This is a genomic window from Micromonospora sp. WMMD710, from assembly GCF_029626045.1.
In the GTDB taxonomy this organism is placed as follows: Bacteria; Actinomycetota; Actinomycetes; order Mycobacteriales; family Micromonosporaceae; genus Micromonospora.
Genome location: NZ_JARUBD010000001.1, coordinates 4,856,129 through 4,877,052, shown reverse-complemented (window position 1 = coordinate 4,877,052; position 20,924 = coordinate 4,856,129). Strand labels below are relative to the sequence as shown.

Here is a 20,924-nt window from a genome sequence, read left to right as displayed (position 1 = left end):
TGGTCACGAGAGGGGGCCCGGGGACTCCCGGCGGGACTCCTCGTCCGCGCCGCCACCCGGGCCGCCGACCGCCGAGGACGGTCGGTAGATGTGGTAGCCCGGCGGTGCCAGCCCCGGCTCGTCGTACTGCGGCGAGCTGGCCTGGTTGGGTGCCGGCGAGGTGGGCGTCGGGTCGGCGGGCTCGTCCGCCGGCTCGTCGTCGGTCAACTCGTCGTCGCCGAGCGGCCGGCCGGCCAGCTTCTCGCCGCGCAGTCGGGCGGCGACCAGCACGCCCCGGGTGGCGGCCAGTACGGCCACTCCGGCGGCGACCGCGATACCCACCCGCCCGTCGAACGGGACCAGTCCGAGCCCGCCGCCGGCGACGAACGCCAGCATCAGCACCGTCTCCGAGTGGGCGAACGAGCTGGCCCGCAGCCGCTCCGGGATGCGCTCCTGAATCGAGGCGTCCACCGCGAGCTTCGCCACCCCGCTCACCAGCGCGGTGACCAGACAGAGCAGGGCGACCATCGGCAGCGAGAACTGGATCACGGCGAGCACCGCCACCCCGGCCACGATGACCATGCTGCTGGACTGGATGGTGGCCGGCCGATGGATGCGCAGCCGGGTGCCGACGGCGGTGGCCAGGAAACTGCCGACCGCCAGCGCACCGCCGACCAGTCCCAACGCCCACTCGGCACCCAACTCCCGGCCGAACACGTCGGTGGTCAGGTCACCCTTCTTGATCGCGAAGGCGAGGAAGAGCAGCAGGAAGCCGTACGCCGCGCGCAGCGTCGCCGCACCGATCAGGGTGGCGATCACCAACCGCCCGGCGGGTCGGCCCCGGCCCAGCGGCCGGTCACCCCCGCGGCGGCCCAGCGCGCGCAGCGGACGGGGGACACGTTCGGGCGGCTCGGAGTCGGCCCTCGGCGGCAGGCGAAGCGAGATCACCATGCCGACCAGGAAGATCAGCGACGCGACCCGCAGGGGCCACTGCGGCCCGAACCAGAACGCGGCCAGCCCGATCGGCGCCACCAGGGCGCCCGCGACCGTGCCATAGACGCTGGCCCGGGCGCCCACCTGCGAGAGGCCCAGCCCCTCGGGCAGCAGCCGGGGCACGGCGGCCGAGCGGGCCACGCCGTACGCCCGGGACAGCGCGAGCACACCGAACGCGGCCGGGTAGAGCCCGAAGCCGTGGATGTAGTCGGAGATCAGCCAGGCCAGGAACGCGCGGCCGAGCATCGTGGCGGCCAGGGCGTAGCGCCGGCCGTGCCGGAAGTGGTCCAGCAGCGGGCCCACCACGGGGGCGAGCATCGCGAACGGCACCATGGTCACCAGCAGGTAGAGGGCGACCTTGCTGCGGGCCTCGCCCAGCGGCACGTTGAAGAAGATCGTCCCGGCCAGGCCGATGGCGATCAGCGTGTCACCGGCGCAGGACAGCGCGTGCAGATCGAACAGGCGGACCATGCCGACCTCGCCGCCGGCCCCCCGCGCCCGGGCCCGTCCGGCCCGGCGGGTCACCCAGCGTCCGCTGCCCACCGAACCGCGCACCAGCAGGCGGATCGTCCGGATGCCGGTGCCGACGGTCCGCCCGAGGACGGAACGCCCGGAGCGGGAGTACGACGGCATGTGCACCATCCTCGCCCATCTGATCCAGGTGCGCCGCACCACTGCGGGGAAAGGTTCCCCGGGAGTCCCTGTCACCCCTGCGGGGCGCATGGGGAACAATGGTCGGGTGACCAGGCCCGCCTCCACCCGCGCCGCCCGTCTCGACCAGGTCTGCGCCGCCGCCGTCGAGGTGGCTCGTGCTGGCATCACCGAGGTGGAGGCCGACGACGTCGGCGATCACCTGCAGGTCGTTGCCGAGGGCGACCGGCTGGTCACCCACTACTTCGAATGCCGGCTCGCCGGTTACCGCGGCTGGCGGTGGGCGGTCACCGTCACCCGGGTGCCGCGCAGCAAGACGGTGACGATCTGCGAGACGGTGCTGCTGCCCGGCTCGGACGCGCTGCTCGCGCCCGGCTGGTTGCCCTGGCAGGAGCGTCTCAAGCCGGGCGACCTCGGGCCGGGTGACCTGCTGCCGACTCCGCCGGACGACGACCGGCTGGCCCCCGGCTACCTGCTCTCCGACGATCCCGCGGTCGAGGAGACCGCCTGGGAGCTGGGCCTGGGCCGCGCCCGGGTGCTCTCCCGGGAGGGTCGTATCGACGCCGCGCAGCGCTGGTACGACGGTGAGCACGGCCCGTCCGCCGCGATCTCGACGGCCGCGCCGGCCGCCGCCCGCTGCGGCACCTGCGGCTTCTACCTGCCCCTGGCGGGTGCGATGCGCGCGGCTTTCGGTGCGTGCGGCAACTTCTACGCGCCCGACGACGGCCGGGTGGTGAGCGCCGACCATGGCTGCGGCGCTCACTCCGAGACGCTGATCGAGGCGGTCGAGACCGCCGTGGAGGAACTACCGACGGTGTACGACGACAGCGCCGTGGAGGCCATGTCGGTCAGTCGGGCACCGGGGTCGGTGGAGGCCGCCGAGCCGGCGGAGCCGTACGGGCACCCCTGACGGTTCGCGTCGGCGCCGGCGGGGTCAGCTCGCGCGGCGGCGGCGCCGGTTGGCGTCGTGCCGCAGCATGACGGCGAGGCCGGGGAAGCCCCAGAGGAACCCGGCCAGGCAGGTCCAGAGCCAGTTCTCGTGACCGTGGTCGGTCAGCCAGCCCCGGAAGAAGAGCAACAGGACGAGCCCGGCGACCGCCCACGCGATCAGCCCGGCGACCGCGAACGGCACCATCGGCGGGTCCAGGGGCGCGGGCCGCGGCTGTTGCTCGTTCGGCATTCGGCAAGCGTACGCGATCCACTTCCCCTGCCCGCCGCTGATCTGGGACGATGCGCGCGACAACCGGAAGATCACCTGCGAGGACCCGATGGCAGTAGCGCCGCCCGAGAACGGCACACCTCCCAACCCCGCTCACCCGCGTAACAGCTTCGACCGGTTCTTTGAGATTTCCGCGCGCGGCTCGACGATGAGCCGCGAGGTACGCGGTGGCCTGGCGACCTTCTTCACGATGGCGTACATCGTGGTGCTCAACCCGCTGATCCTGGGCGGTGCCGTCGACGGGGACGGCAAGACCCTTCCGATTCCGGCGCTGGCCGCCGCGACCGCGCTGGTCGCCGGCCTGATGACGATCCTGATGGGCGTGGTCGGCCGGTTCCCGCTGGCGCTCGCCGCCGGTCTGGGCGTCAACGCCCTGGTGGCGTACGAGATCGCGCCGGAGATGACCTGGGCCGACGCGATGGGCCTGGTGGTGATCGAAGGTGTGATCATCGCGGTGCTGGTGCTGACCGGCCTGCGGACCGCGGTGTTCCGCTCGGTGCCGACCCAGCTGAAGACCGCCATCGGCGTGGGCATCGGACTGTTCCTGACCATCATCGGCCTGGTGGACGCCGGCTTCGTCCGGCGCATCCCGGACGCCGCCAACACCACGGTTCCGGTCGGCCTGGGCATCGGCGGCAAGCTGGTGAGCTGGCCGATGCTGGTCTTCGTGGTGGGCCTGCTGCTCACGCTGGTGCTGGTGGTGCGCCGGGTGAAGGGCGCGATTCTGATCGGCATCCTCGCCTCGACGGTGCTCGCGGTGATCGTGGAGGCGGTCGGCAACATCGGTCCGTCGTTCGTCGACGGCAAGCCCAACCCGAAGGGCTGGTCGCTGAACGTTCCGGAGTTGCCGAAGACGGTGGTGGACCTGCCGGACCTGTCGCTGCTCGGCAAGTTCAACGTGCTCGACTCGTGGGGGCGCGCCGGCTGGGTGGTCGTGCTGATGTTCGTCTTCACCCTGTTGATCACGGACTTCTTCGACACCATGGGCACGATGGTGGCGGTCGGCCAGGAGGGTGGCCTGCTCGACGAGCAGGGCACGCCGCCGAGGGCCAAGGAGATCCTGCTGGTCGACTCGATCGCGGCGGCGGCCGGCGGTGCGGCCAGCACCTCCAGCAACACGTCGTACATCGAGAGTGCCGCCGGTGTCGGGGAGGGTGCCCGGACCGGCGTGGCCAGCCTGGTCACCGGCGTGCTCTTCCTGCTGGCGATGTTCCTGGCGCCGTTGGTGGTGATCGTGCCGTTCGAGGCGGCGTCGACGGCGCTGGTGGTGGTCGGATTCCTGATGATGACCGCGGTGCGGACGATCGACTGGTCCGACTACGAGATCGCCATTCCGGCGTTCCTCACCATCGTGCTGATGCCGTTCACCTACTCGATCTCCAACGGGATCGGCGCCGGTCTGATCACCTTCGTGGTGGTGAAGCTGGCCAAGGGTAAGGCCCGGGAAATCCACCCGCTGCTGTACGGGGTGGCCGCGCTGTTCGTGCTGTACTTCCTGCGCGGGCCCATCGAGTCCCTGGTGCTGTGACCCCCTCCGGGCGGGGAACCCGACCGGGTTCCCCGCCCGGAGCAGCGCAAACATCCTCGTGAGCCTGGTCATAACGGATGTCGTTAGCCAGGCTCATTAGTTAAGCTAACTAACGTGACGGAGCGGACGGTGACGGCGGAACGCGTGCCACCGGCGCAACTGGCTCCCCAGTTGCGAGATGCGATCACCCGACTCAACCGGCGGGTCCGCCAGGCCCGACCGGTCGGCGACCTCACGGTCACCCAGGTCTCCGCGCTCACCAGCCTGCGGCTGGCGGGTGCCATGACGCCTCGGGAACTGGCCGACGTGGAGCGGGTGCAGCCACCGACGATGACCAAGATCGTCGCGAAGTTGGAGGAACGCGGCCTCGTGCAGCGGACCCCCCACCCGACCGACGGCCGGCAGGTCATCCTCGCGGCTACCGAAGGAGGGCAGGCCGTGCTCGACCAGTTCGAGCGGGCCCGCGACGAATGGCTGGCCCACCGGCTGGCCGCGCTCGACGAGGACGAACGGGAGACCCTGCACAGGGCCGCCGAGATTCTCCAGCAGCTCGCTCGCGCCTGAGCACCGCGCCCACGCCACCGGGCCGTGCCGTCACCTGTCGATGACGCGTACGTCCCGGAGGAGGCGCACCAAGAGTGCAGGCCAAGCTGAGCACGATGTTCCAGTCCCTACAGGTCCGCAACTACCGGCTCTTCGCATCCGGGCAGCTGATCAAGTTGATCGGTGTCTGGATGATGTTCATCGCCCAGGACTGGCTCGTCCTCGAGCTCTCCGACAACTCGGCGACCGCCCTCGGCGTGGTCACCGCCTGCCAGTTCACCCCGGTGCTGCTGCTCACGCTGCTCTCCGGCCGGCTGGCCGACCGGTACGACAAGCGGGTGCTGCTGTTCGCCGCCAACACCTTCTGGAGCGTGCTGGCGCTCGGCATGTCCCTGCTGGTCCTCACCGACCTGGTGCAGCTCTGGCACGTCTTCGCGTTCGCCGCGCTGCTCGGCACGGCCAACGCCGTGGAGACCCCGGTGCGCCAGGCGTTCGTCTCCGAACTCGTCGGCACGCCCCTGCTGCCCAACGCGCTGTCGCTGAACGCCGCCGTGTTCAACTCGGCGCGGATCGTCGGCCCGGCCGTCGCCGGCCTGGCCATCGCCGCCTTCGACGTGGGTCCGGTCTTCCTCTTCACCGCCCTCAGTTCGATCGCGCCCCTGGTCAACGTCGTCCGGATGCGGACGGCCGAGCTGCACCGCGAGGCCCTGCTGCCGCGCGACGAGCGGGCGTCCGCGCGGGTCATCGACGGTCTGCGGTACGTGTGGCGTCGACCGGACCTGCTGCTGCCGATGGCGGTCATGTCGGTGATCGGCATGTCGCTGTTCAACTTCCAGCTCACCCTCGCCGCGCTGGCGAAGACGGTCTTCAACACCGGTGCCGCCTCCTTCGGCCTGTTCAGCACCGCTCTGGCCGTCGGCGCGCTGGGCGGCGCGCTCAGCGGCACCGGCCGCCGTAGCCGCCCGTCGGTGTGGCTGGTGCTCGGCGCCGCGATCGCCTGTGCCAGCTTCGGCACCCTGGTCGGCTTCGCGTCCACGTACTGGCTGGTCGTGGTGCTGCTGGTGCCGACCGGCTTCTTCATGGTCTTCTTCGCCCAGGCGTCCAACCAGCGGGTCCAGTTGGGGGTGGACGCGGCCTTCCGGGGGCGGGTGATGTCCCTGTGGGTGCTGGTGTTTCTGGGCACCAACCCGGTCGGCGCGCCGCTGATCGGCTGGGTCGCCGAGCACTTCGGGGCCGGCGCCAGCATCTGGATGGGTGGTCTGATCTCGTTGGCCACCGCGCTGATCGCCCTCACCTGGCAGCTGCGCCGCTCGGGCGCCCGGCTGCGCTTCCGGGTGCTGCCGATGCCCCGCTTCTACGTGACCTCCGCCGACTGCTGAGGGTCGCGCCCTGATCGGCGGATGGCGCGGATGCGGCCAAATCGCTGGCGAGGTGGCACGCCGGGGCTTAGCGTCGATACGTGGGAGTCGGACGCGCGCTGATGCTGGCCCTGGCGTTCCTCGCCGTGGCCAGCCTCCCGGCGGCGTTCGCCCTGCTCTTCTGCTACGACGAGATCCTCGACCGGGTGGTGTGTGGCTGGTCCGAGTGGCGTGAGCGCCGTCAGGAGAGACGCACCATCGCCCGCCTCGACCGGGCCATCGAGGCCGACGCGTTGACCCGGGACATCGATCTCAGCGAGTTCGACCGGGCCGATCGGCGGCCTCTGGAACAGCTGGCCGCCGATCTGCGCCGCCTCGGGGGCCAACGGATCGGCGGCGCCGGCCGGTCGATGGTCTGGCACGGCGCGGTGCTCCAGGCGTACGACGACCGGCTCCGACTGGCCTGCCGTGCTCTCGGCATCCCCGAACACCTCGCCGTGTTGGAGGGCGTCGACCAGGAGATCGAGCGGGTGCGGGTCGAGGGCGTGCTGCACGCCGCCGGGCTGACCCTGCCGGCGGCCCGCGCCGGGCACCGGCAACGCCACCACTGAGCGGGCCGACGGTGTGCGACTCTTCGTCGCGGTCGACCCGCCGGTCGAGGCGGTCAACCATCTCGGCGCACAGGTCGCCCGGCTGCGCGTGGGCGCGGCGGCGGCCGCCGGCACCAACGTCCGGCTCGCCGACCCCGCCCACCTGCATCTCACCGTCGCCCGGGCAGAAAGTGCAAGATCGGGGAGGGGCTGGCCGTGCCTCGCGCCGACGGGTGGCGAACCGCCACCCGTCAACGCGAAGCGTCAGGAGGACTCACGCGCGGCGGGGCCACTGCCGAAGAGCACGTCGTCCCAGCTCGGCAGCCTCTTGCGCGGCTTGCCGTTGGCATCGGTGGACTCACCGGCGGCTGCTGCCGCAGTGCCGGTGCGGCGGGGCCGCAGCACCGCCAGCGACGGCACGGCCGGCACCTCCTTGGGCGCGTCCGAGTCGTCGTCGAAGGCCGAACCCTGGCCGCCGCCGAGCAGCGCCGCGGCGCCCCCGCCGACCGGCCGCTGCCGGGGAGCGTCCGACCCGGCAAGGGCAGCCGGCGTACGCGGCTCCAGACCGCGACCCGACGAGGCGCCGAGCGGGCGGTCCAGGGAGGCGAGCAGCGCGTCCCGGCCGGCGCGGATCGGGTCGCGACCGGGTCGCGGGTGCTCCGACGCCGCCGGAAGCCCGTGCCCGCCACGGCTCGGCTCGCCGCGCGACGGACCGGGCAGGGCGTGCCCACCCCGCTCCGGCGCCGGCTCCTGGCCGAGAATCGGCGTGGGCCGCTCGGCGCACAGGTACTGTGCCATGTCGTCGTGCGGGGTGACCGCCTGCCGGGTCTTGTCGAGATCCCAGATCGCCTGCGCGGTGGCCTTGCCGGACGGCCAGGTCGCGATGATCCGCCAGGTGCCGTCGTCCCGCCGGTACGCGTCCCAGGAGATCTTCTCGGTGTCGATGCCGTGCTGGCTCAGCCGACCGTTGACCACCTCGGCGAGCGGGGTGGGCTTCTCCGCGCCCTTGAGGCGGGTGCGGCGGGCGTGCTGAGCGAGCATCGCCCGCTCCTGGAGCACCGGGCCCGCGTAGCGCAGCACCCGATCGACGGGCACGCCGGCGATCCGGGCGACGTCCTCGGCGGACTCGCCGGAGCGGATCCGGGCCTGAATGTCGCGAGGGGACAGCGACGGGATCGGGTCAGCGGCCGACGGCGGTGCCACCGGGAGCGGCGGCGCGCCGGGCTCGGGGTGCAACGCGCCGGCGATCCGGTCGTCGATAGGCAGGGCGAGCAGCCGCCCGACCTCGTCGGCGAGAACCAGGGCATGGCCGTCCTCGGAGAGGGCGACGAAGCGTACTGGGCGCATAGCGTTGCCTCCGTCCCGCTTCGTTGGCCGCACGCCACGAGTCGGCCACCCAGGCGTCTCGGACCACCGTACGCGCATCTGTCTCGGGGTGGGGGAAGCGACACCCCGCATGTCGCGACTGAGCTGCAACGATGATCACGGTGGGTGTCCGTCGAGGCCCCGACGGACACCCACCGTGACGAACCTCAGAGGCGCTCGACCACGTAGTCGATGGACGCGGTCAACGCCTCGACATCGGCCGGCTCGACGGCCGGGAACAGCGCCACCCGCAGCTGGTTGCGACCGAGCTTGCGGTACGGCTCGGTGTCCACGATCCCATTGGCGCGCAGCGCCTTCGCGATCGCGGTGGCGTCCACCCCGTCGGCGAAGTCGATGGTGGCGACCACGTTGGACCGCAGTGCCGGGTCGGTGACGAACGGGGTGGCCACCGTGGACCGCTCCGCCCAGCCGTACACCGTCGCGGCGCTCTCCGCGGTGCGCTTGGCCGCCCAGGCCAGACCGCCCTGCGCGTTCATCCAGTCGGTCTGCTCGGCGGCCAGGAAGATGGTCGCCAGCGCCGGGGTGTTGTACGTCTGCTCCAGGCGCGAGTTGTCGATCGCGGTGACCAGGTCGAGGAAGGCCGGGATGTACCGGCCGGACGCCTTGATCTCGGCGGCCCGGTCCAGGGCGGCCGGCGACATCAGCGCCAGCCAGAGCCCGCCGTCGGAGCCGAAGCACTTCTGCGGGGCGAAGTAGTAGACGTCGGTCTCGCCGACGTTCACCTCCAGGCCGCCTGCCCCCGAGGTGGCGTCGACGAGCAGCAGCGCACCCTCGTCCGCGCCGGCCACCCGGCTGATCGGCACCGCGACGCCGGTCGAGGTCTCGTTCTGCGGGGTCGCGTACGCGTCCACGCCGGACTCGGCGACCAGCGTCGGCGCGCTGCCCGCGGCGGCCTTGCGGACGGTCGGCTCGCCCAGGAACGGCGCGTCGGAGACCGACGTGGCGAACTTGGCGCCGAACTCGCCGAAGCTGGCGAACTGGGCGCGGTCGCGGATCAGACCGAAGGTGGCGACCTCCCAGAACGCGGTGGTGCCGCCGTTGCCGATCACGACCTCGTAGCCCTCGGGCAGCGAGAAGAACTCGGAGATGCCGGAGCGCAGCCGGGCCACCTGGTCGCGGACCGTCTTCTGCCGGTGCGAGGTTCCTAGGTAACTCGTGGCCACCTCGGCGAGAGCGGACACCGCCGCGGGACGGACCTTGGACGGGCCGCAGCCGAAACGTCCGTCGGCGGGCTTGATCTCATCGGGAATCCGGATGGTCGGTGCGTCAGCCACGGTCTTGAAGATCCTTCCGCAAGGGCGAGGGCGGGCCCGGCGACACTGCCGACCCTCATCCTCGCACCCGGACCCATCGGTGTAAGCCGGGCCCCCGAGGGCGGACCTGAGTCCTTCGCCACATCCACCGGCGTTATCCGCGACCGGGTCCCTCCGGCACGCCAGGCGTGCCGGAGGGACCCGGTCCGACAGATCAGACGCCGTGCGGGATGGCGGCCCAGCCCTCGACGTCGGACGGCTTGCGGGTCTCCGGGCCGACGTAGCGGGCGGACGGACGGACCAGCCGCTGCAGGCGCTTCTGCTCCAGGATGTGCGCGCTCCAGCCGCCCATCCGGGCGCAGGTGAACATCGAGGTGAACATGTGCGCCGGCACCTCGGCGAAATCGAGCACGACGGCCGACCAGAACTCGACGTTGGTGGCCAGCACCCGGTCCGGGCGGCGGGCCTGCAACTCGGCCAGGGCCGCCTTCTCCAGCGCCTCGGCGATCTCGAAGCGCGGCGCGCCCAGCTCCTTGGCGGTGCGCCGGAGCACGCGGGCGCGCGGGTCCTCGGCACGGTAGACCCGGTGACCGAAGCCCATCAGACGCTCGCCGCGGTCCAGGACACCCTTGACGTAGCCCTCCGCGTCGCCGCTGCGCTCCACCGCCTCCAGCATGCTGAGCACGCGGGACGGGGCACCGCCGTGCAGCGGGCCGGAGAGGGCGCCGATGCCCGACGAGATGCAGGCCGCCGCGTCCGCCCCGGTGGAGGCGACGATGCGGGCGGTGAACGTGGAGGCGTTCAGGCCGTGCTCGGCGGCCGAGATGAAGTACGCGTCGACGGCCTTGACGTGCCGCGGGTCGGGCTCACCCCGCCAGCGCTTCATGAACCGCTCGACGATCGTCTGCGCCTTGTCGATCTCCTTCTGCGGCACCGCCGGCAGACCGAGACCGCGGGCGGACTGGGCGACGAAGGAGAGCGCGGTCACCGACACCCGGGCCAGGTCCTCGCGGGCCTGCTCGTCGGAGATGTCCAGCAGCTGGTTGAGACCCCAGTACGGCGCCAGCATGGCGACGGCCGACTGCACGTCGACCCGGATGTCGCCGGAGTGCACCGGCACCGGGAAGGGCTCCGCCGGCGGAAGGCCGGGCCCGAACCGGCCGTCGACCAGCAGCGCCCAGACGTTGCCGAACGAGACCTGGCCGATCAGATCCTCGATGTCGACCCCGCGATAGCGCAGCGCGCCACCCTCACGGTCAGGTTCGGCGATCTCGGTCTCGAAGGCGACTACGCCCTCCAGTCCGGGTTTGAAATCGGCCATGTCATTCTCCTGGATCTGGTCGGTGCGCCCGGTCCGGCTCATCCGGCCCGATCGGCCGAGCGCCTTAGGCGACCCTCAGGGATGTGTTCGGAACATCTTGCCCGCTCAGTAACCGGATACGCGACCCGCTGCGACTGTGCTGCACACGACATCTCAGGACGCGCATTCTCCGCGCGGCTCGGTGAGACTGGGGCGGTGCGGGCTGGTCAGCGCGGGAGGGTGCCGGCGAGGCCGCCGAGAAGGAGTGGGGACGTGACGGGCGACACACCCGCCCCGGCCGCCATGCGTAACGAGTACGCAGCGGACCTGGGCCTGACCGAAGCTGACCTGGCCGCCGACTGGCACACCCAGTTCGACCGCTGGTTCGCCGACGCGGTGGCCTTCGGGCTACCCGAACCCAACGCGATGGTGGTGGGCACCGCCGACGCGGCCGGCCGGCCGAGTGGGCGGACGGTGTTGCTGAAGGGGTACGACCCGGACGGTTTCGTGTTCTTCACCAACCACCTCTCCCGCAAGGGTGTCGAGGCGAGCGTCAACCCGTACGCCAGCCTGGTCTTCCCGTGGTTTCCGATGCAGCGGCAGGTGGTGGTCACCGGGCGGATCGCCCCGGTCGACCGCGCGGAGACCGACGCGTACTTCGCGAGCCGTCCGCGCGGCTCCCAGCTCGGCGCCTGGGCCAGCCCGCAGTCGCAGGTCGTGCCGGACCGGGCCGCGCTGGAAGAGCGCTACCGGGAGGCCGCCGAGCGGTACGCCGACGAGACCGTCATCCCGTCCCCGCCGCACTGGGGCGGGCTGCGGGTCCGGCCCGACGCGGTGGAGTTCTGGCAGGGCCGGGCGAGCCGGCTGCACGACCGGCTCCGCTTCCGCCACGTCGACGAGGGCGACTGGACCGTCGAGCGGCTGGCCCCGTGACCGGTGTGCAGGAGGCCCGGCCGCGCGGAGCGCGCCGCTGGGCGATCGACGTCCGTCCGCTGCGCGTCCCGGCGTACCGGCGGTTGTGGCTCGGCAACACCGTGGCGATGTTCGGCTTCCAGTTCACCGCCGTCGCGGTCCCGGTGGAGATGTACGCCCTGACCCGGGACTCGTTCTGGGTGGGTCTGCTGGGCGTCGCGGCGTTCGTACCCCTGCTGATCTTCGGGCTCTGGGGTGGCGCGGTCGCCGACGCCCGCGACCGCCGTGCGGTGCTGCTCGGCGGGTCCGTGCTGCTCTGGGCGTCCACCCTCGGGCTGCTGGTCCAGGCGCTGCTCAACGTGGGCAGCCCGGTGCTGCTGCTGGCGTTGATGGCGGTGCAGTCGGTGGCGTTCGCGATCACCTCGCCGGCCCGCAGCGCCATGCTGCCCCGACTGGTCCCGGAGGATCTGGTCCCGGCCGCCAGCACCCTGAACTACACGACGTTCACCGCGGCCTCGGTCGCCGGCCCGCTCGCCGCCGGCCTGATCCTCTCCGCCTCGCCGGACACCACGGTGGTGCTGCCGATCGCGTACGGGGTGGACGCGGTGCTGTTCACCGCGATGCTCTGGGCCGCGCTGCGGCTGCCCGCGCTGCCGCCCGAGCCGCCCGCCGACGGTCAGGCCCACCGCGCCGGCCTGGCCAGCGTGATCGACGGATTCCGGTATCTGGCCACCACGCCGGTGCTGCTGCTCTCCTTCGGGGTCGACCTGATCGCGATGATCCTGGCCATGCCGAGGGCGCTCTTCCCGGAGATCGCCCACGAGCGATTCGGCGGCGGTGGTGCGGTCGGCCTGCTCTACAGCGCCATCGCGATCGGCTCGATGATCGGCGGGCTGACCTCCGGCTGGATCGGTCGGCTGCGCCGGCAGGGCCTCGGCCTGGTGGTCGCGGTGGTGGCCTGGGGTCTGGCGATCGCCGCCGCCGGGCTGGCCCACCAGCTCTGGCTGATGGTCCTGCTGCTCGCCGTCGCCGGCGCCGCCGACCTGGTCAGCGCCGTGCTGCGCCAGTCCATGCTGCTGGTGTACGCGCCGGACCGGATGCGCGGCCGGCTGCAGGGCGTCAACACGGTGGTGGTGGCGGGTGGCCCGCGCCTGGGCGACCTGCGGGCGGGCACCATGGCCGCCGGGTTCGGCGGTGGCGTGGCCTGGGTCGCCGGTGGTCTCGCCTCGGCGGTGCTCGTGGTGGTGCTCGCGGTCGCGTTCCCGGCGCTGCTGCGCTACCGGGCCGCGACCGCGTCGAGCGACGACCGCACGTGACCGGTTAGGGTCGCCGGCATGGAAAGCCCCGACCAGCGCCCGTTCTCCGGCGCCCAATGGACCATCTCCGCCGCCGGCCACGAGGCCGTCATCGTGGAGGTGGGCGGCGGGCTGCGGACGTACCGGCACGACGGCGTCGACCTGCTCGACGGGTACCGGGCCGACGAGGTCTGCCCCGGCTGTGCCGGGCAGGTGCTGGCACCCTGGCCGAACCGGATCCGCGACGGCCGCTACCCGTTCGGCGGGCGGACGCACCAGCTCCCGCTGACCGAGCCGGAACGGCACGTCGCCATCCACGGGCTGGTCAACTGGGTGCCGTGGCAGCTGCTGGAGCAGTCGGCGGACGCGGTGACCCTCGGCTACGACCTGCCGCCGCAGCCCGGCTACGAGTGGCCGCTGCGGCTGCGCAGCCGGTGGAGCGTCGACGCGGACGGGTTGCGCGCCGAGCACGAGGTGACCAACATCGGCGGCGAACTGGCGCCGTTCGGGTTCTCCGTGCACCCGTACCTGCAGCTGCCGGGCGTCGCCGTGGACGACCTGGTGATGCGACTGCCCACCCGTACCCGTGTGCTGGTGGACGGTCGGCTGCTGCCGGTGGGGGCGACCCCGGTCGCCGGCACCGAGTACGACTGGACCAGCCCGCGCCGGATCGGTGCCGCCACGCTCGACCTCTGCTTCGGCGACGTGATCCGCGACGCCGACGGCGGTTCCTCGGTGAGCCTGGCCGCGCCGGACGGATCGGCCGGCGTGCGCATCTGGGCGGACGCCGAGTTCGGCTGGTGGCAGGTCTTCACCGGTGACGCCCTCACCGGCGAGCGGCACCGGCGCTCGGTGGCGATCGAGCCGATGACCTGCCCGCCGGACGCGTTCCGGTCGGGCAAGGATCTGCTCACGCTCAAGCCCGGCACGACCTGGCGGGGCGCCTGGGGCATCCGCCCCGGAGCCTGATGGAGTTCGCCGAGGTCGTCCGCCGACGGCGGATGGTGCGCAACTACGACCCGGACCGTCCCGTCCCGCCCGACGTGGTGGACCGGCTCCTCGACCATGCCGTACGCGCGCCGTCGGCCGGGTTCGCGCAGGGCTGGGGCTTCCTGGTGCTGGAGGAGGCGGCCGACCGGGAACGGTTCTGGGCCGCGACCACGCCGGACGGAGGCGGCCGGGAGCGGTGGCTGGCCGGGATGCGGCGGGCGCCGCTGATCGTGGTGCCGCACGCCAACGAGTCGGCCTACCTCCAGCGGTACGCGGAACCGGACAAGGGCTGGACCGACCGGTCCACCGACCGCTGGCCGGTGCCGTACTGGCATGTCGACACCGGCTTCGCCGCGCTGCTGATGTTGCTCACCGCGGTGGACGAGGGCCTGGGAGCGTGCTTCTTCGGCATCCCGGCGCAGCGGCTGGCGGCCTACCGGGACGCGTTCGGCCTTCCGGCGGAGTACCAACCCATCGGTGCCGTCACAATCGGTTACCGCGCACCCGACCATAGGTCACCGTCTCTGCGCCGCGGGCGTCGCGGAATGGACGAGGTTGTACGGCGCGGGCGGTGGAGCTGAGCGGGTCGTCCCGTTCGTTGGAGTTGAGGATCGGACGACCGGTAGCGAAACTGGCATCAGGGAGCAGAACGCAACGTGTACCGGCCGGCTAGGCTGGCACGGTCATCGGTGCCGCGCCGCGCGGTGCCCGCCGCGGCCCGGCTCGGCGCCGTCGGTCGGCCCGGCCACGGGGAGGGGAGCGTGCCGTCGTGATCTTCAGAGCGGTCCGGGACGGGCGTCCCTATCCGGAGCACAATCTGACGCTCAAGCAGTGGGCGGAGATCCCTCCGCGCCCGCTGCGTCTGGACCAGTTGATCACCACCAAGCGCGAGTTGGCGCTCGACAAGCTCCTCGCCGAGGACTCCACGTTCTACGGCGACCTCTTCCCGCACGTCGTGCAGTGGAGCGGCGGGCTCTACCTGGAGGACGGGCTGCACCGGGCATTGCGCGCGGCCCTGCAGCAGCGCAACCAGATCCACGCCCGGGTGCTGGTGCTCTCCGAGCCGATCGAGTGAGCGGCGCTACCTGAAGCTTCGTTAAGGTGACGGGATGACTGCCCTGGATCTGCTCGACCTGGATCCGTCGCTCAGCGAGGAAGAGCGGCAGATCCGCGACGTCGTCCGCCAACTCGTCGACGACCGGGTGCGCCCACACGTCGCCGACTGGTACGAGCAGGGCCAGGTGCCGGCCCGCGAACTGGCCCGCGAGTTCGGCAAACTCGGCCTGCTCGGCATGCACCTCACCGGCTACGGCTGCGCCGGCGCCTCCGCCGTCGCGTACGGGCTCGCCTGCCAGGAGCTGGAGGCCGGCGACTCCGGCGTCCGCTCGCTGGTCTCCGTGCAGGGCTCGCTGGCCATGTACGCCATCTGGCGCTACGGCAGCGAGGAGCAGAAGCAGCGCTGGCTGCCGTCGATGGCGACCGGCGAGGCGATCGGCTGCTTCGGCTTGACCGAGCCGGACCACGGCTCCGACCCCGCCTCGATGGCCACCCGCGCACGCCGCGACGGCGACGACTGGCTGCTCAACGGCGGCAAGATGTGGATCACCAACGCGCCGATCGCCGATGTCGCGGTGATCTGGGCGCGCACCGACGAGGGCGTGCGGGGTTTCGTCGTACCCATCCAGACGCCCGGCGTCACGGCCCGCGAGATCCGCCGCAAGATGTCGCTGCGCGCGTCCGTGACCGGCGAGATCGTGCTCGACGACGTCCGGCTCCCGGCGGACGCCCAACTGCCCGAGGCCGTCGGGCTCAAGGCCCCGCTGAGCTGCCTGACCGAGGCCCGGTACGGCATCGTCTGGGGCTCCGTCGGCGCCGCCCGCGACTGCCTGGAAACCACCCTGGCGTACGCCACGACCCGCACCCAGTTCGGTCGCCCGCTCGCCGGGTTCCAACTCACCCAGGCCAAGCTCGCCGACATGGCCGTCGAGCTGGTCAAGGGGCAACTGCTCGCGCTGCACCTGGGCCGGCTCGCCGACGCCGGCCGACTCCGGCCCGAGCAGGTCAGCGTGGGCAAGCTGAACAACGTGCGGGAGGCCCTGGCCATCGCCCGGCAGTGCCGCACCATCCTCGGCGCCAACGGCGTCTCCGGTGAGTACCCGGTGATGCGGCACGCGAACAACCTGGAGAGCGTGCTGACCTACGAGGGCACCTCGGAAATCCACCAGCTGGTCGTCGGGCAGCGACTCACCGGGCTCTCCGCCTTCGCCTGACCTGCCGTTTTGTGCTTTCCGGCCGCTCGACGCGCGGCTGTCGTACGGGGGCCGTACCGTCATTGACAGACGACGTGTCTGACGAGGACGGTGAGCGTGATGGCCCGCGACGCTGGCATCAACGAGCCCACGAAGGAGTTCCCCGGTTACCCGACCGGCGACGATCTCAAGGAGCGGTCAACCGCGACACCCGACCCAACCACCGACACACCGGGCGGCTCCGGAGGCGGTGGGGCGGCCCGCGGCCTGCTGGTGCTGCTCGGCGCCGCCGCGCTGGCCGTGGTCGTGCTGCTCGGCATTCAGGCGACCGGCTTCCTACCGGACTTCCGCAACCCGTTCGCCAAGGAGCAGACCGACCGCAGTCAGCCACCGCTGCTGAAGTCGATCCAGGACCTCAGCCGCTACGTGGCCGCCGAGGGCAACTTCCAGGTCGTGGTCGACACGCAGAACGACCGGCGCAACGTTCCGGACTTCCTGCTCAACGAGCGCACCCTGTTCGTCGGGGCCGGCAGCGTCGAGGCGTACGTCGACTTCACCAAGATCGGTGAGGGTGCCGTCGTCCAGTCCGCGGACGGCAAGTCGGTCGAGATCAAACTGCCCGCGCCACAGCTTGGCGAGACCAACCTCGACCTGGAGAAGAGCTACGTCTTCGCCGAGCAGCGCGGCCTGCTCAACCGGCTCGGTGACCTGGTCGGCAACGACCCCAACCGGCAGCAGCAGGTCTACCAGCTCGCCGAGGAACGGATCACCGCCGCCGCGCGGGACAGCGGGCTCTCCGCCCGCGCCGAGGAGAACACCCGCAAGATGCTGGAGGGGCTGCTGCGCTCCCTCGGCTACCAGCAGATCACGGTCACCTACACGGCCCCCTGACCGAGTACGCGGAAACGCCCGCCCCGACGTCCACCGTTGGAGCGGGCGTTGCGCTTGCGTGGTGGGTCAGTGTCCGGTGGAGGCGAGGTAGCGGTCCTCGTTCGGCATCAGGATCCAGAGGATCAGGTAGACGATCACCTGGGTGCCGGGCAGCAGCAGCGACAGCAGGAACAGCAGCCGGACCATCCCGGCGGACATGCCGAACCGCTGACCGAGGCCGGCGCAGACACCGGCGAGCATGCGCCCCTGGCGGGGCCGGACCAGTTTGCGACTCATCGTCGTACTCCCACTCTGCGGCGGTGCGCCGCGTCTGCAATCCACGGTAGAAAGGGGCAGCCACTGCGCCCTCGGTCCCGAGGAGGATCGGCGGTCCGTGGACCCGTAGGTGCTTTACCCGGGCTGCCCCTCGCTGACGCCTCCCGGAACGCCCGCCCGCCGCCCGCCGCCCGCCGCCCGCCGCCGCCCGCCGCCGTGGAGATCGTGCTCGATCCTGGATGTAGTGGCCTCGGAGGTGGGTGGAGGCAACTGGAACGTGGATCGAGTGTGATCTTGTGGTGGCGGGGTGGTGGCGGGCGCGTGGGGCGGTGAGCTGCCGGGTGGGCGGGGTGAGCTGGGCGGGTAGGCTCGCTGGTCGGGCACCCTCACCCCGGGTGGCCGAGCGGCCGCCCGACCGGGCGGCCATCAGCGGGGCCGCCTGATCGGTGGCCACGACCGGGCCGGATCCCAACGGCGGGACGACGGCAAGGAAGCGCAGCGCAGCCATGATCAGTGTTTTCGACCTCTTCAGCGTCGGCATCGGGCCGTCCAGCTCGCACACGGTGGGGCCGATGCGGGCCGCCCGTACGTTCGTGGCGGGGCTCAAGGCCGACGGGCTGCTCACCGGCACCGCGCGAGTGCAGGCTGAGCTGTTCGGCTCGCTGGGTGCCACCGGGCACGGCCACGGCAGCGGGCCGGCCGTGTTGCTGGGGTTGGCGGGCGAGGCGCCGGAGACGGTCGACACCGACACGGTCGGCCCTCGGGTCGAGCGTATTCGCGCCGAGCGGCGGATCAGTCTGCTGGACGCGCACGAGATCGACTTCGACCCGGACCGGGATCTGACGCTGCACCGCCGGCGGTCGCTGCCGTACCACCCGAACGGGATGACCTTCGTGGCGTACGACGACAGTGGCGCCGAGCTGCGCAGCCGCACCTACTACTCGGTGGGCGGCGGCTTCGTGGTGGACGAGGAGGCGGCGGGCGCGGACCGGATCAAGCCGGACAGCACCCGGGTGCGGTACCCGTTCCTGACCGGTGCGCAGCTGTTGGAGCAGACCTCCGCCACCGGGCTGTCGATCAGCGAGGTGATGCTGGCCAACGAGCGTTCCTGGCGCAGCGAGGCGGAGATCCGGGCGGGCCTGCTGGAGATCTGGCGGGTGATGCGGGAGTGCGTGCAGCGTGGCTGCGAGCGGGACGGCGTACTCCCTGGTGGGTTGAAGGTCCGGCGGCGCGCGGCGGAGCTGCGGCGCGGCCTGGAGGCGGACGCCGGGACGGCCGATCCGCTGCACGCGATGGACTGGGTGACGCTGTTCGCGCTCGCGGTGAACGAGGAGAACGCGGCCGGCGGGCGGGTGGTCACCGCGCCGACCAACGGCGCGGCGGGGATCATCCCGGCGGTGCTGCACTACTACAGCCGCTTCATCGAGAAAGCCGATGATGACGGCGTGGTGCGGTTCCTGCTGGCGGCCGGGGCGATCGGTGTGCTGTTCAAGGAGAACGCGTCGATCTCCGGCGCGGAGGTCGGCTGTCAGGGTGAGGTCGGCTCGGCGTGCTCGATGGCGGCGGCGGGGCTGGCCGAGGCGCTCGGCGGCACCCCGGAGCAGGTGGAGAACGCGGCCGAGATCGGGATGGAGCACAACCTCGGCCTGACCTGTGACCCGGTGGGTGGCCTGGTGCAGATCCCCTGCATCGAGCGGAACGCGGTGGCTAGCATCAAGGCGATCACGGCCGCCCGGCTGGCGTTGCGCGGCGACGGTGTGCACGCGGTGTCGTTGGACAAGGTCATCAAGACCATGCGGGAGACGGGCGCCGACATGAAGGTCAAGTACAAGGAGACGGCGCGGGGCGGTCTGGCCGTCAACGTGATCGAGTGCTGAGTCCGGCCGATTCGGGGCATTCGTTCACCGACTGCTAACCTGTCGTCCGTTTCGGGAGGCGGGAGGCTCGCGGTGACCTCTGGCGTCGCGGCGTTGTGGTCGCACCGCAACTCGCTGCGCATCCTGGTCAGGCGGGACCTGGCGGTCAAGTACCAGCAGTCGGTGCTGGGCTACTTCTGGTCGCTGATCGAGCCGCTCGGCATGGGCGCCATCTACTGGTTCGTCTTCGGCGTGCTCTACTCCACCGACACCGGGCGGCACCTCGGCGAGGCGGCCGGGTCGTACCCGCTGTTCCTGATCACCGGCATCTTCGCCTGGATGTGGACCAGTTCGGCGCTGAGTGAGGCGACCAACGCGCTGACCGGCCAGTCCCGGCTGATCACCACGATGAACGTGCCGCGTCAGGTCTTCCCGATCGGCCGGGTCACCGGCCGGTTCGCCGAGTACGCGGCCGGCCTGCCGATCCTGATCGCCATCGCGGTGATCTACGCGGCGCACGGTCGGATCCATCCCGGCTGGTCGCTGCTCGCCCTGCCGCTGGCGGTGGCCGTCCAGGCGGTGCTGCTGGTCGGGCTGGCGCTGCTGCTGTCCGCGTGGAACGTGTTGATGCGTGACGTGGAGCGGTTCATGCGGCTGATCATCCGGGTGCTCTTCTACGCCACGCCGATCATCTATCCGCTCAGCCTGGTCCGGGAGTCTGGCCTGCCCGGCTGGCTGAAGGTGGTCTACGAGCTGAACCCGCTGGTCGGGATCTTCCAGCTGCACCACGCGATCTGGTACCCGGACGAGTTCCCGGACGCCCGGCTGCTCGCCACGACGGTCGTCGGCAGCCTGCTGGTGCTCGCCGCCGGCTGGTGGTCGTTCCGCCGGTTGGAGCCAGCCGTGCTCAAGGAACTCTGATGGCCACGCCGATCATCGAGGCCGACGGGCTGGGCATCCGGTTCGTCCGCAACCGTCGCCGTCAGCTGCGGCTGCGGGAGCTGTTCATCCACCGGGGCGGTCGTGGTGCCCTGCCCGGCCAGTTCTGGCCGCTGCGCGACGTGTCGTTCACCGTCGAGCCGGGCGAGACCGTCGGGGTGATCGGCCGTAACGGCACCGGCAAGAGCACCCTGCTGCGGCTGATCGCCGGGGTGCTCATCCCGGACGAGGGCGCCATCCGTGTGCACGGCGCGGTGGCGCCGCTGCTGGAGTTGTCCGCCGGCTTCTCCAACGACCTGACCGGGCGGGAGAACCTGCACCTGGTCGGTGGGCTGCACGGGCTGTCGACGAGCTACCTGAAACGGCACTTCGACGAGATCGTCGAGTTCGCCGGTGAGCAGGTGGAACGGGCCATCGACACGTCGGTGCGGCACTACTCGTCGGGGATGAAGGTGCGGCTCGGCTTCGCGATCATCTCGCACCTGCCGCACCCGATCCTGCTGATGGACGAGGTGACCGCGGTCGGCGACGCGGAGTTCCGCAAGAAGTGTTACGCGACGATTGATCGTCTGCTCGGGGAGGGGCGCACGCTGGTGCTGGTGTCACACAACGAAAAGGACCTGACCCGGTTCTGCCGTCGGGGGTTGTACCTCGACGCGGGCCGGTTGACGCTCGACGGCACCATCGCCGAGGCGCTCGACGCGTACCACGCCGCGGTTCCGCGGTGACGCTCGCGA

Annotated in this window: 21 protein-coding genes and 1 pseudogene; 16 read left to right on the top strand and 6 right to left on the bottom strand. The window is 71.7% G+C overall.

Annotated elements, in window-relative coordinates; translation table 11 throughout:
* Positions 1-3: 3 nt before the first annotated feature.
* Entirely contained in the window at positions 4-1,605 is a 1,602-nt protein-coding gene (locus O7620_RS22495) for an MFS transporter (protein ID WP_151487964.1), read from the bottom strand.
* Here O7620_RS22495 and O7620_RS22490 point away from each other — a divergent pair.
* A complete protein-coding gene (locus O7620_RS22490) occupies positions 1,604-2,533 on the top strand; it encodes a DUF3027 domain-containing protein (protein WP_192580114.1) in 930 nt (309 codons plus the stop codon). The two genes, O7620_RS22495 and O7620_RS22490, sit on opposite strands and share 2 nt — an antisense overlap.
* A gap of 24 nt (positions 2,534-2,557) precedes the next feature.
* On the opposite strand, the gene O7620_RS22485 is transcribed toward O7620_RS22490, so the two are convergent.
* Positions 2,558-2,803, bottom strand: coding sequence for a DUF2530 domain-containing protein (locus O7620_RS22485; RefSeq protein WP_151487966.1), 246 nt, complete (start codon positions 2,801-2,803; stop codon positions 2,558-2,560).
* An 88-nt stretch (positions 2,804-2,891) separates the two neighbouring features.
* Here O7620_RS22485 and O7620_RS22480 point away from each other — a divergent pair, with 88 nt between their 5' ends.
* The 5 genes and pseudogenes from O7620_RS22480 to O7620_RS32100 all read left to right on the top strand — a co-directional run.
* Positions 2,892-4,370, top strand: a complete 1,479-nt coding sequence (locus O7620_RS22480; protein WP_151487967.1) for an NCS2 family permease — start codon at positions 2,892-2,894, stop codon at positions 4,368-4,370.
* A 114-nt stretch (positions 4,371-4,484) separates the two neighbouring features.
* On the top strand, positions 4,485-4,934 hold the full coding sequence (locus O7620_RS22475) for a MarR family transcriptional regulator (protein WP_278124950.1): 450 nt from the start codon (positions 4,485-4,487) through the stop codon (positions 4,932-4,934).
* Positions 4,935-5,008: 74 nt separating this feature from the next.
* Complete coding sequence (locus tag O7620_RS22470; protein WP_151487968.1) at positions 5,009-6,292, top strand: MFS transporter; 1,284 nt, start codon at positions 5,009-5,011, stop codon at positions 6,290-6,292.
* A gap of 80 nt (positions 6,293-6,372) precedes the next feature.
* A complete protein-coding gene (locus O7620_RS22465; RefSeq protein ID WP_278124948.1) occupies positions 6,373-6,882 on the top strand; it encodes a hypothetical protein in 510 nt (169 codons plus the stop codon).
* Positions 6,883-6,895: 13 nt separating this feature from the next.
* Positions 6,896-7,042 (top strand): annotated as a pseudogene (locus O7620_RS32100) (RNA 2',3'-cyclic phosphodiesterase); the annotation flags it as partial.
* 83 nt (positions 7,043-7,125) lie between these two features.
* Here the strand turns inward: O7620_RS32100 and sepH are convergent.
* The 3 genes from sepH to O7620_RS22450 all read right to left on the bottom strand — a co-directional run bounded on the left by sepH (position 7,126) and on the right by O7620_RS22450 (position 10,821).
* Entirely contained in the window at positions 7,126-8,208 is a 1,083-nt protein-coding gene (sepH, locus tag O7620_RS22460; protein WP_151487973.1) for a septation protein SepH, read from the bottom strand.
* A 185-nt stretch (positions 8,209-8,393) separates the two neighbouring features.
* Positions 8,394-9,521 (bottom strand): phosphoserine transaminase, encoded by a 1,128-nt coding sequence (gene serC / locus O7620_RS22455; RefSeq protein ID WP_278124946.1) that lies wholly within the window; start codon positions 9,519-9,521, stop codon positions 8,394-8,396.
* A 193-nt stretch (positions 9,522-9,714) separates the two neighbouring features.
* Positions 9,715-10,821: a citrate synthase 2 gene (locus tag O7620_RS22450; protein ID WP_030329620.1), complete on the bottom strand. Its 1,107-nt coding sequence runs from the start codon at positions 10,819-10,821 to the stop codon at positions 9,715-9,717.
* Positions 10,822-11,103: 282 nt separating this feature from the next.
* Between O7620_RS22450 and pdxH the strand changes: the two genes are divergently transcribed.
* From pdxH to O7620_RS22415, 7 genes are all read left to right on the top strand, one after another.
* Entirely contained in the window at positions 11,104-11,733 is a 630-nt protein-coding gene (gene pdxH, locus O7620_RS22445; RefSeq protein WP_278127108.1) for a pyridoxamine 5'-phosphate oxidase, read from the top strand.
* Entirely contained in the window at positions 11,730-13,028 is a 1,299-nt protein-coding gene (locus O7620_RS22440) for an MFS transporter (protein ID WP_278124944.1), read from the top strand. The genes pdxH and O7620_RS22440 overlap by 4 nt, the downstream gene beginning before the upstream one ends.
* An 18-nt stretch (positions 13,029-13,046) precedes the next feature.
* On the top strand, positions 13,047-13,976 hold the full coding sequence (locus tag O7620_RS22435) for an aldose 1-epimerase family protein (RefSeq protein WP_278124942.1): 930 nt from the start codon (positions 13,047-13,049) through the stop codon (positions 13,974-13,976).
* Positions 13,976-14,578 (top strand): nitroreductase family protein, encoded by a 603-nt coding sequence (locus O7620_RS22430; protein WP_278124941.1) that lies wholly within the window; start codon positions 13,976-13,978, stop codon positions 14,576-14,578. Before O7620_RS22435 ends, O7620_RS22430 begins: the two co-directional genes overlap by 1 nt.
* A 188-nt stretch (positions 14,579-14,766) precedes the next feature.
* On the top strand, positions 14,767-15,072 hold the full coding sequence (locus tag O7620_RS22425; protein WP_278124939.1) for a type II toxin-antitoxin system VapB family antitoxin: 306 nt from the start codon (positions 14,767-14,769) through the stop codon (positions 15,070-15,072).
* 34 nt (positions 15,073-15,106) lie between these two features.
* Positions 15,107-16,267 (top strand): acyl-CoA dehydrogenase family protein, encoded by a 1,161-nt coding sequence (locus tag O7620_RS22420; protein ID WP_151487979.1) that lies wholly within the window; start codon positions 15,107-15,109, stop codon positions 16,265-16,267.
* Positions 16,268-16,366: 99 nt separating this feature from the next.
* Complete coding sequence (locus O7620_RS22415) at positions 16,367-17,137, top strand: DUF4230 domain-containing protein (RefSeq protein WP_151487980.1); 771 nt, start codon at positions 16,367-16,369, stop codon at positions 17,135-17,137.
* Positions 17,138-17,203: 66 nt separating this feature from the next.
* On the opposite strand, the gene O7620_RS22410 is transcribed toward O7620_RS22415, so the two are convergent.
* Positions 17,204-17,413 carry a PspC domain-containing protein gene (locus O7620_RS22410; protein ID WP_007454856.1) on the bottom strand — a complete coding sequence of 70 codons (210 nt, stop codon included), beginning with the start codon at positions 17,411-17,413 and terminating at the stop codon, positions 17,204-17,206.
* A gap of 485 nt (positions 17,414-17,898) precedes the next feature.
* Between O7620_RS22410 and O7620_RS22405 the strand changes: the two genes are divergently transcribed.
* The 3 genes from O7620_RS22405 to O7620_RS22395 all read left to right on the top strand — a co-directional run bounded on the left by O7620_RS22405 (position 17,899) and on the right by O7620_RS22395 (position 20,915).
* Positions 17,899-19,269 carry an L-serine ammonia-lyase gene (locus O7620_RS22405; RefSeq protein ID WP_278124936.1) on the top strand — a complete coding sequence of 457 codons (1,371 nt, stop codon included), beginning with the start codon at positions 17,899-17,901 and terminating at the stop codon, positions 19,267-19,269.
* A 72-nt stretch (positions 19,270-19,341) separates the two neighbouring features.
* Positions 19,342-20,169 carry an ABC transporter permease gene (locus O7620_RS22400; RefSeq protein WP_278124934.1) on the top strand — a complete coding sequence of 276 codons (828 nt, stop codon included), beginning with the start codon at positions 19,342-19,344 and terminating at the stop codon, positions 20,167-20,169.
* On the top strand, positions 20,169-20,915 hold the full coding sequence (locus O7620_RS22395; protein WP_278124932.1) for an ABC transporter ATP-binding protein: 747 nt from the start codon (positions 20,169-20,171) through the stop codon (positions 20,913-20,915). The genes O7620_RS22400 and O7620_RS22395 overlap by 1 nt, the downstream gene beginning before the upstream one ends.
* Positions 20,916-20,924 lie beyond the last annotated feature (9 nt).

Excerpts from the sequence above, each read along its gene's own strand:
- O7620_RS22405 (WP_278124936.1), top strand. The coding sequence starts at position 17,899 with ATGATCAGTGTTTTCGACCTCTTCAGCGTCGGCATCGGGCCGTCCAGC.
- O7620_RS22450 (WP_030329620.1), bottom strand. The coding sequence starts at position 10,821 with ATGGCCGATTTCAAACCCGGACTGGAGGGCGTAGTCGCCTTCGAGACC.
- O7620_RS22430 (WP_278124941.1), top strand. The coding sequence starts at position 13,976 with ATGGAGTTCGCCGAGGTCGTCCGCCGACGGCGGATGGTGCGCAACTAC.
- O7620_RS22490 (WP_192580114.1), top strand. The coding sequence starts at position 1,604 with ATGTGCACCATCCTCGCCCATCTGATCCAGGTGCGCCGCACCACTGCG.
- O7620_RS22415 (WP_151487980.1), top strand. The coding sequence starts at position 16,367 with ATGGCCCGCGACGCTGGCATCAACGAGCCCACGAAGGAGTTCCCCGGT.
- O7620_RS22480 (WP_151487967.1), top strand. The coding sequence starts at position 2,892 with ATGGCAGTAGCGCCGCCCGAGAACGGCACACCTCCCAACCCCGCTCAC.
- O7620_RS22435 (WP_278124942.1), top strand. The coding sequence starts at position 13,047 with ATGGAAAGCCCCGACCAGCGCCCGTTCTCCGGCGCCCAATGGACCATC.
- sepH (WP_151487973.1), bottom strand. The coding sequence starts at position 8,208 with ATGCGCCCAGTACGCTTCGTCGCCCTCTCCGAGGACGGCCATGCCCTG.
- O7620_RS22395 (WP_278124932.1), top strand. The coding sequence starts at position 20,169 with ATGGCCACGCCGATCATCGAGGCCGACGGGCTGGGCATCCGGTTCGTC.
- O7620_RS22495 (WP_151487964.1), bottom strand. The coding sequence starts at position 1,605 with ATGCCGTCGTACTCCCGCTCCGGGCGTTCCGTCCTCGGGCGGACCGTC.
- pdxH (WP_278127108.1), top strand. The coding sequence starts at position 11,104 with ATGCGTAACGAGTACGCAGCGGACCTGGGCCTGACCGAAGCTGACCTG.
- O7620_RS22420 (WP_151487979.1), top strand. The coding sequence starts at position 15,107 with ATGACTGCCCTGGATCTGCTCGACCTGGATCCGTCGCTCAGCGAGGAA.
- O7620_RS22410 (WP_007454856.1), bottom strand. The coding sequence starts at position 17,413 with ATGAGTCGCAAACTGGTCCGGCCCCGCCAGGGGCGCATGCTCGCCGGT.
- O7620_RS22485 (WP_151487966.1), bottom strand. The coding sequence starts at position 2,803 with ATGCCGAACGAGCAACAGCCGCGGCCCGCGCCCCTGGACCCGCCGATG.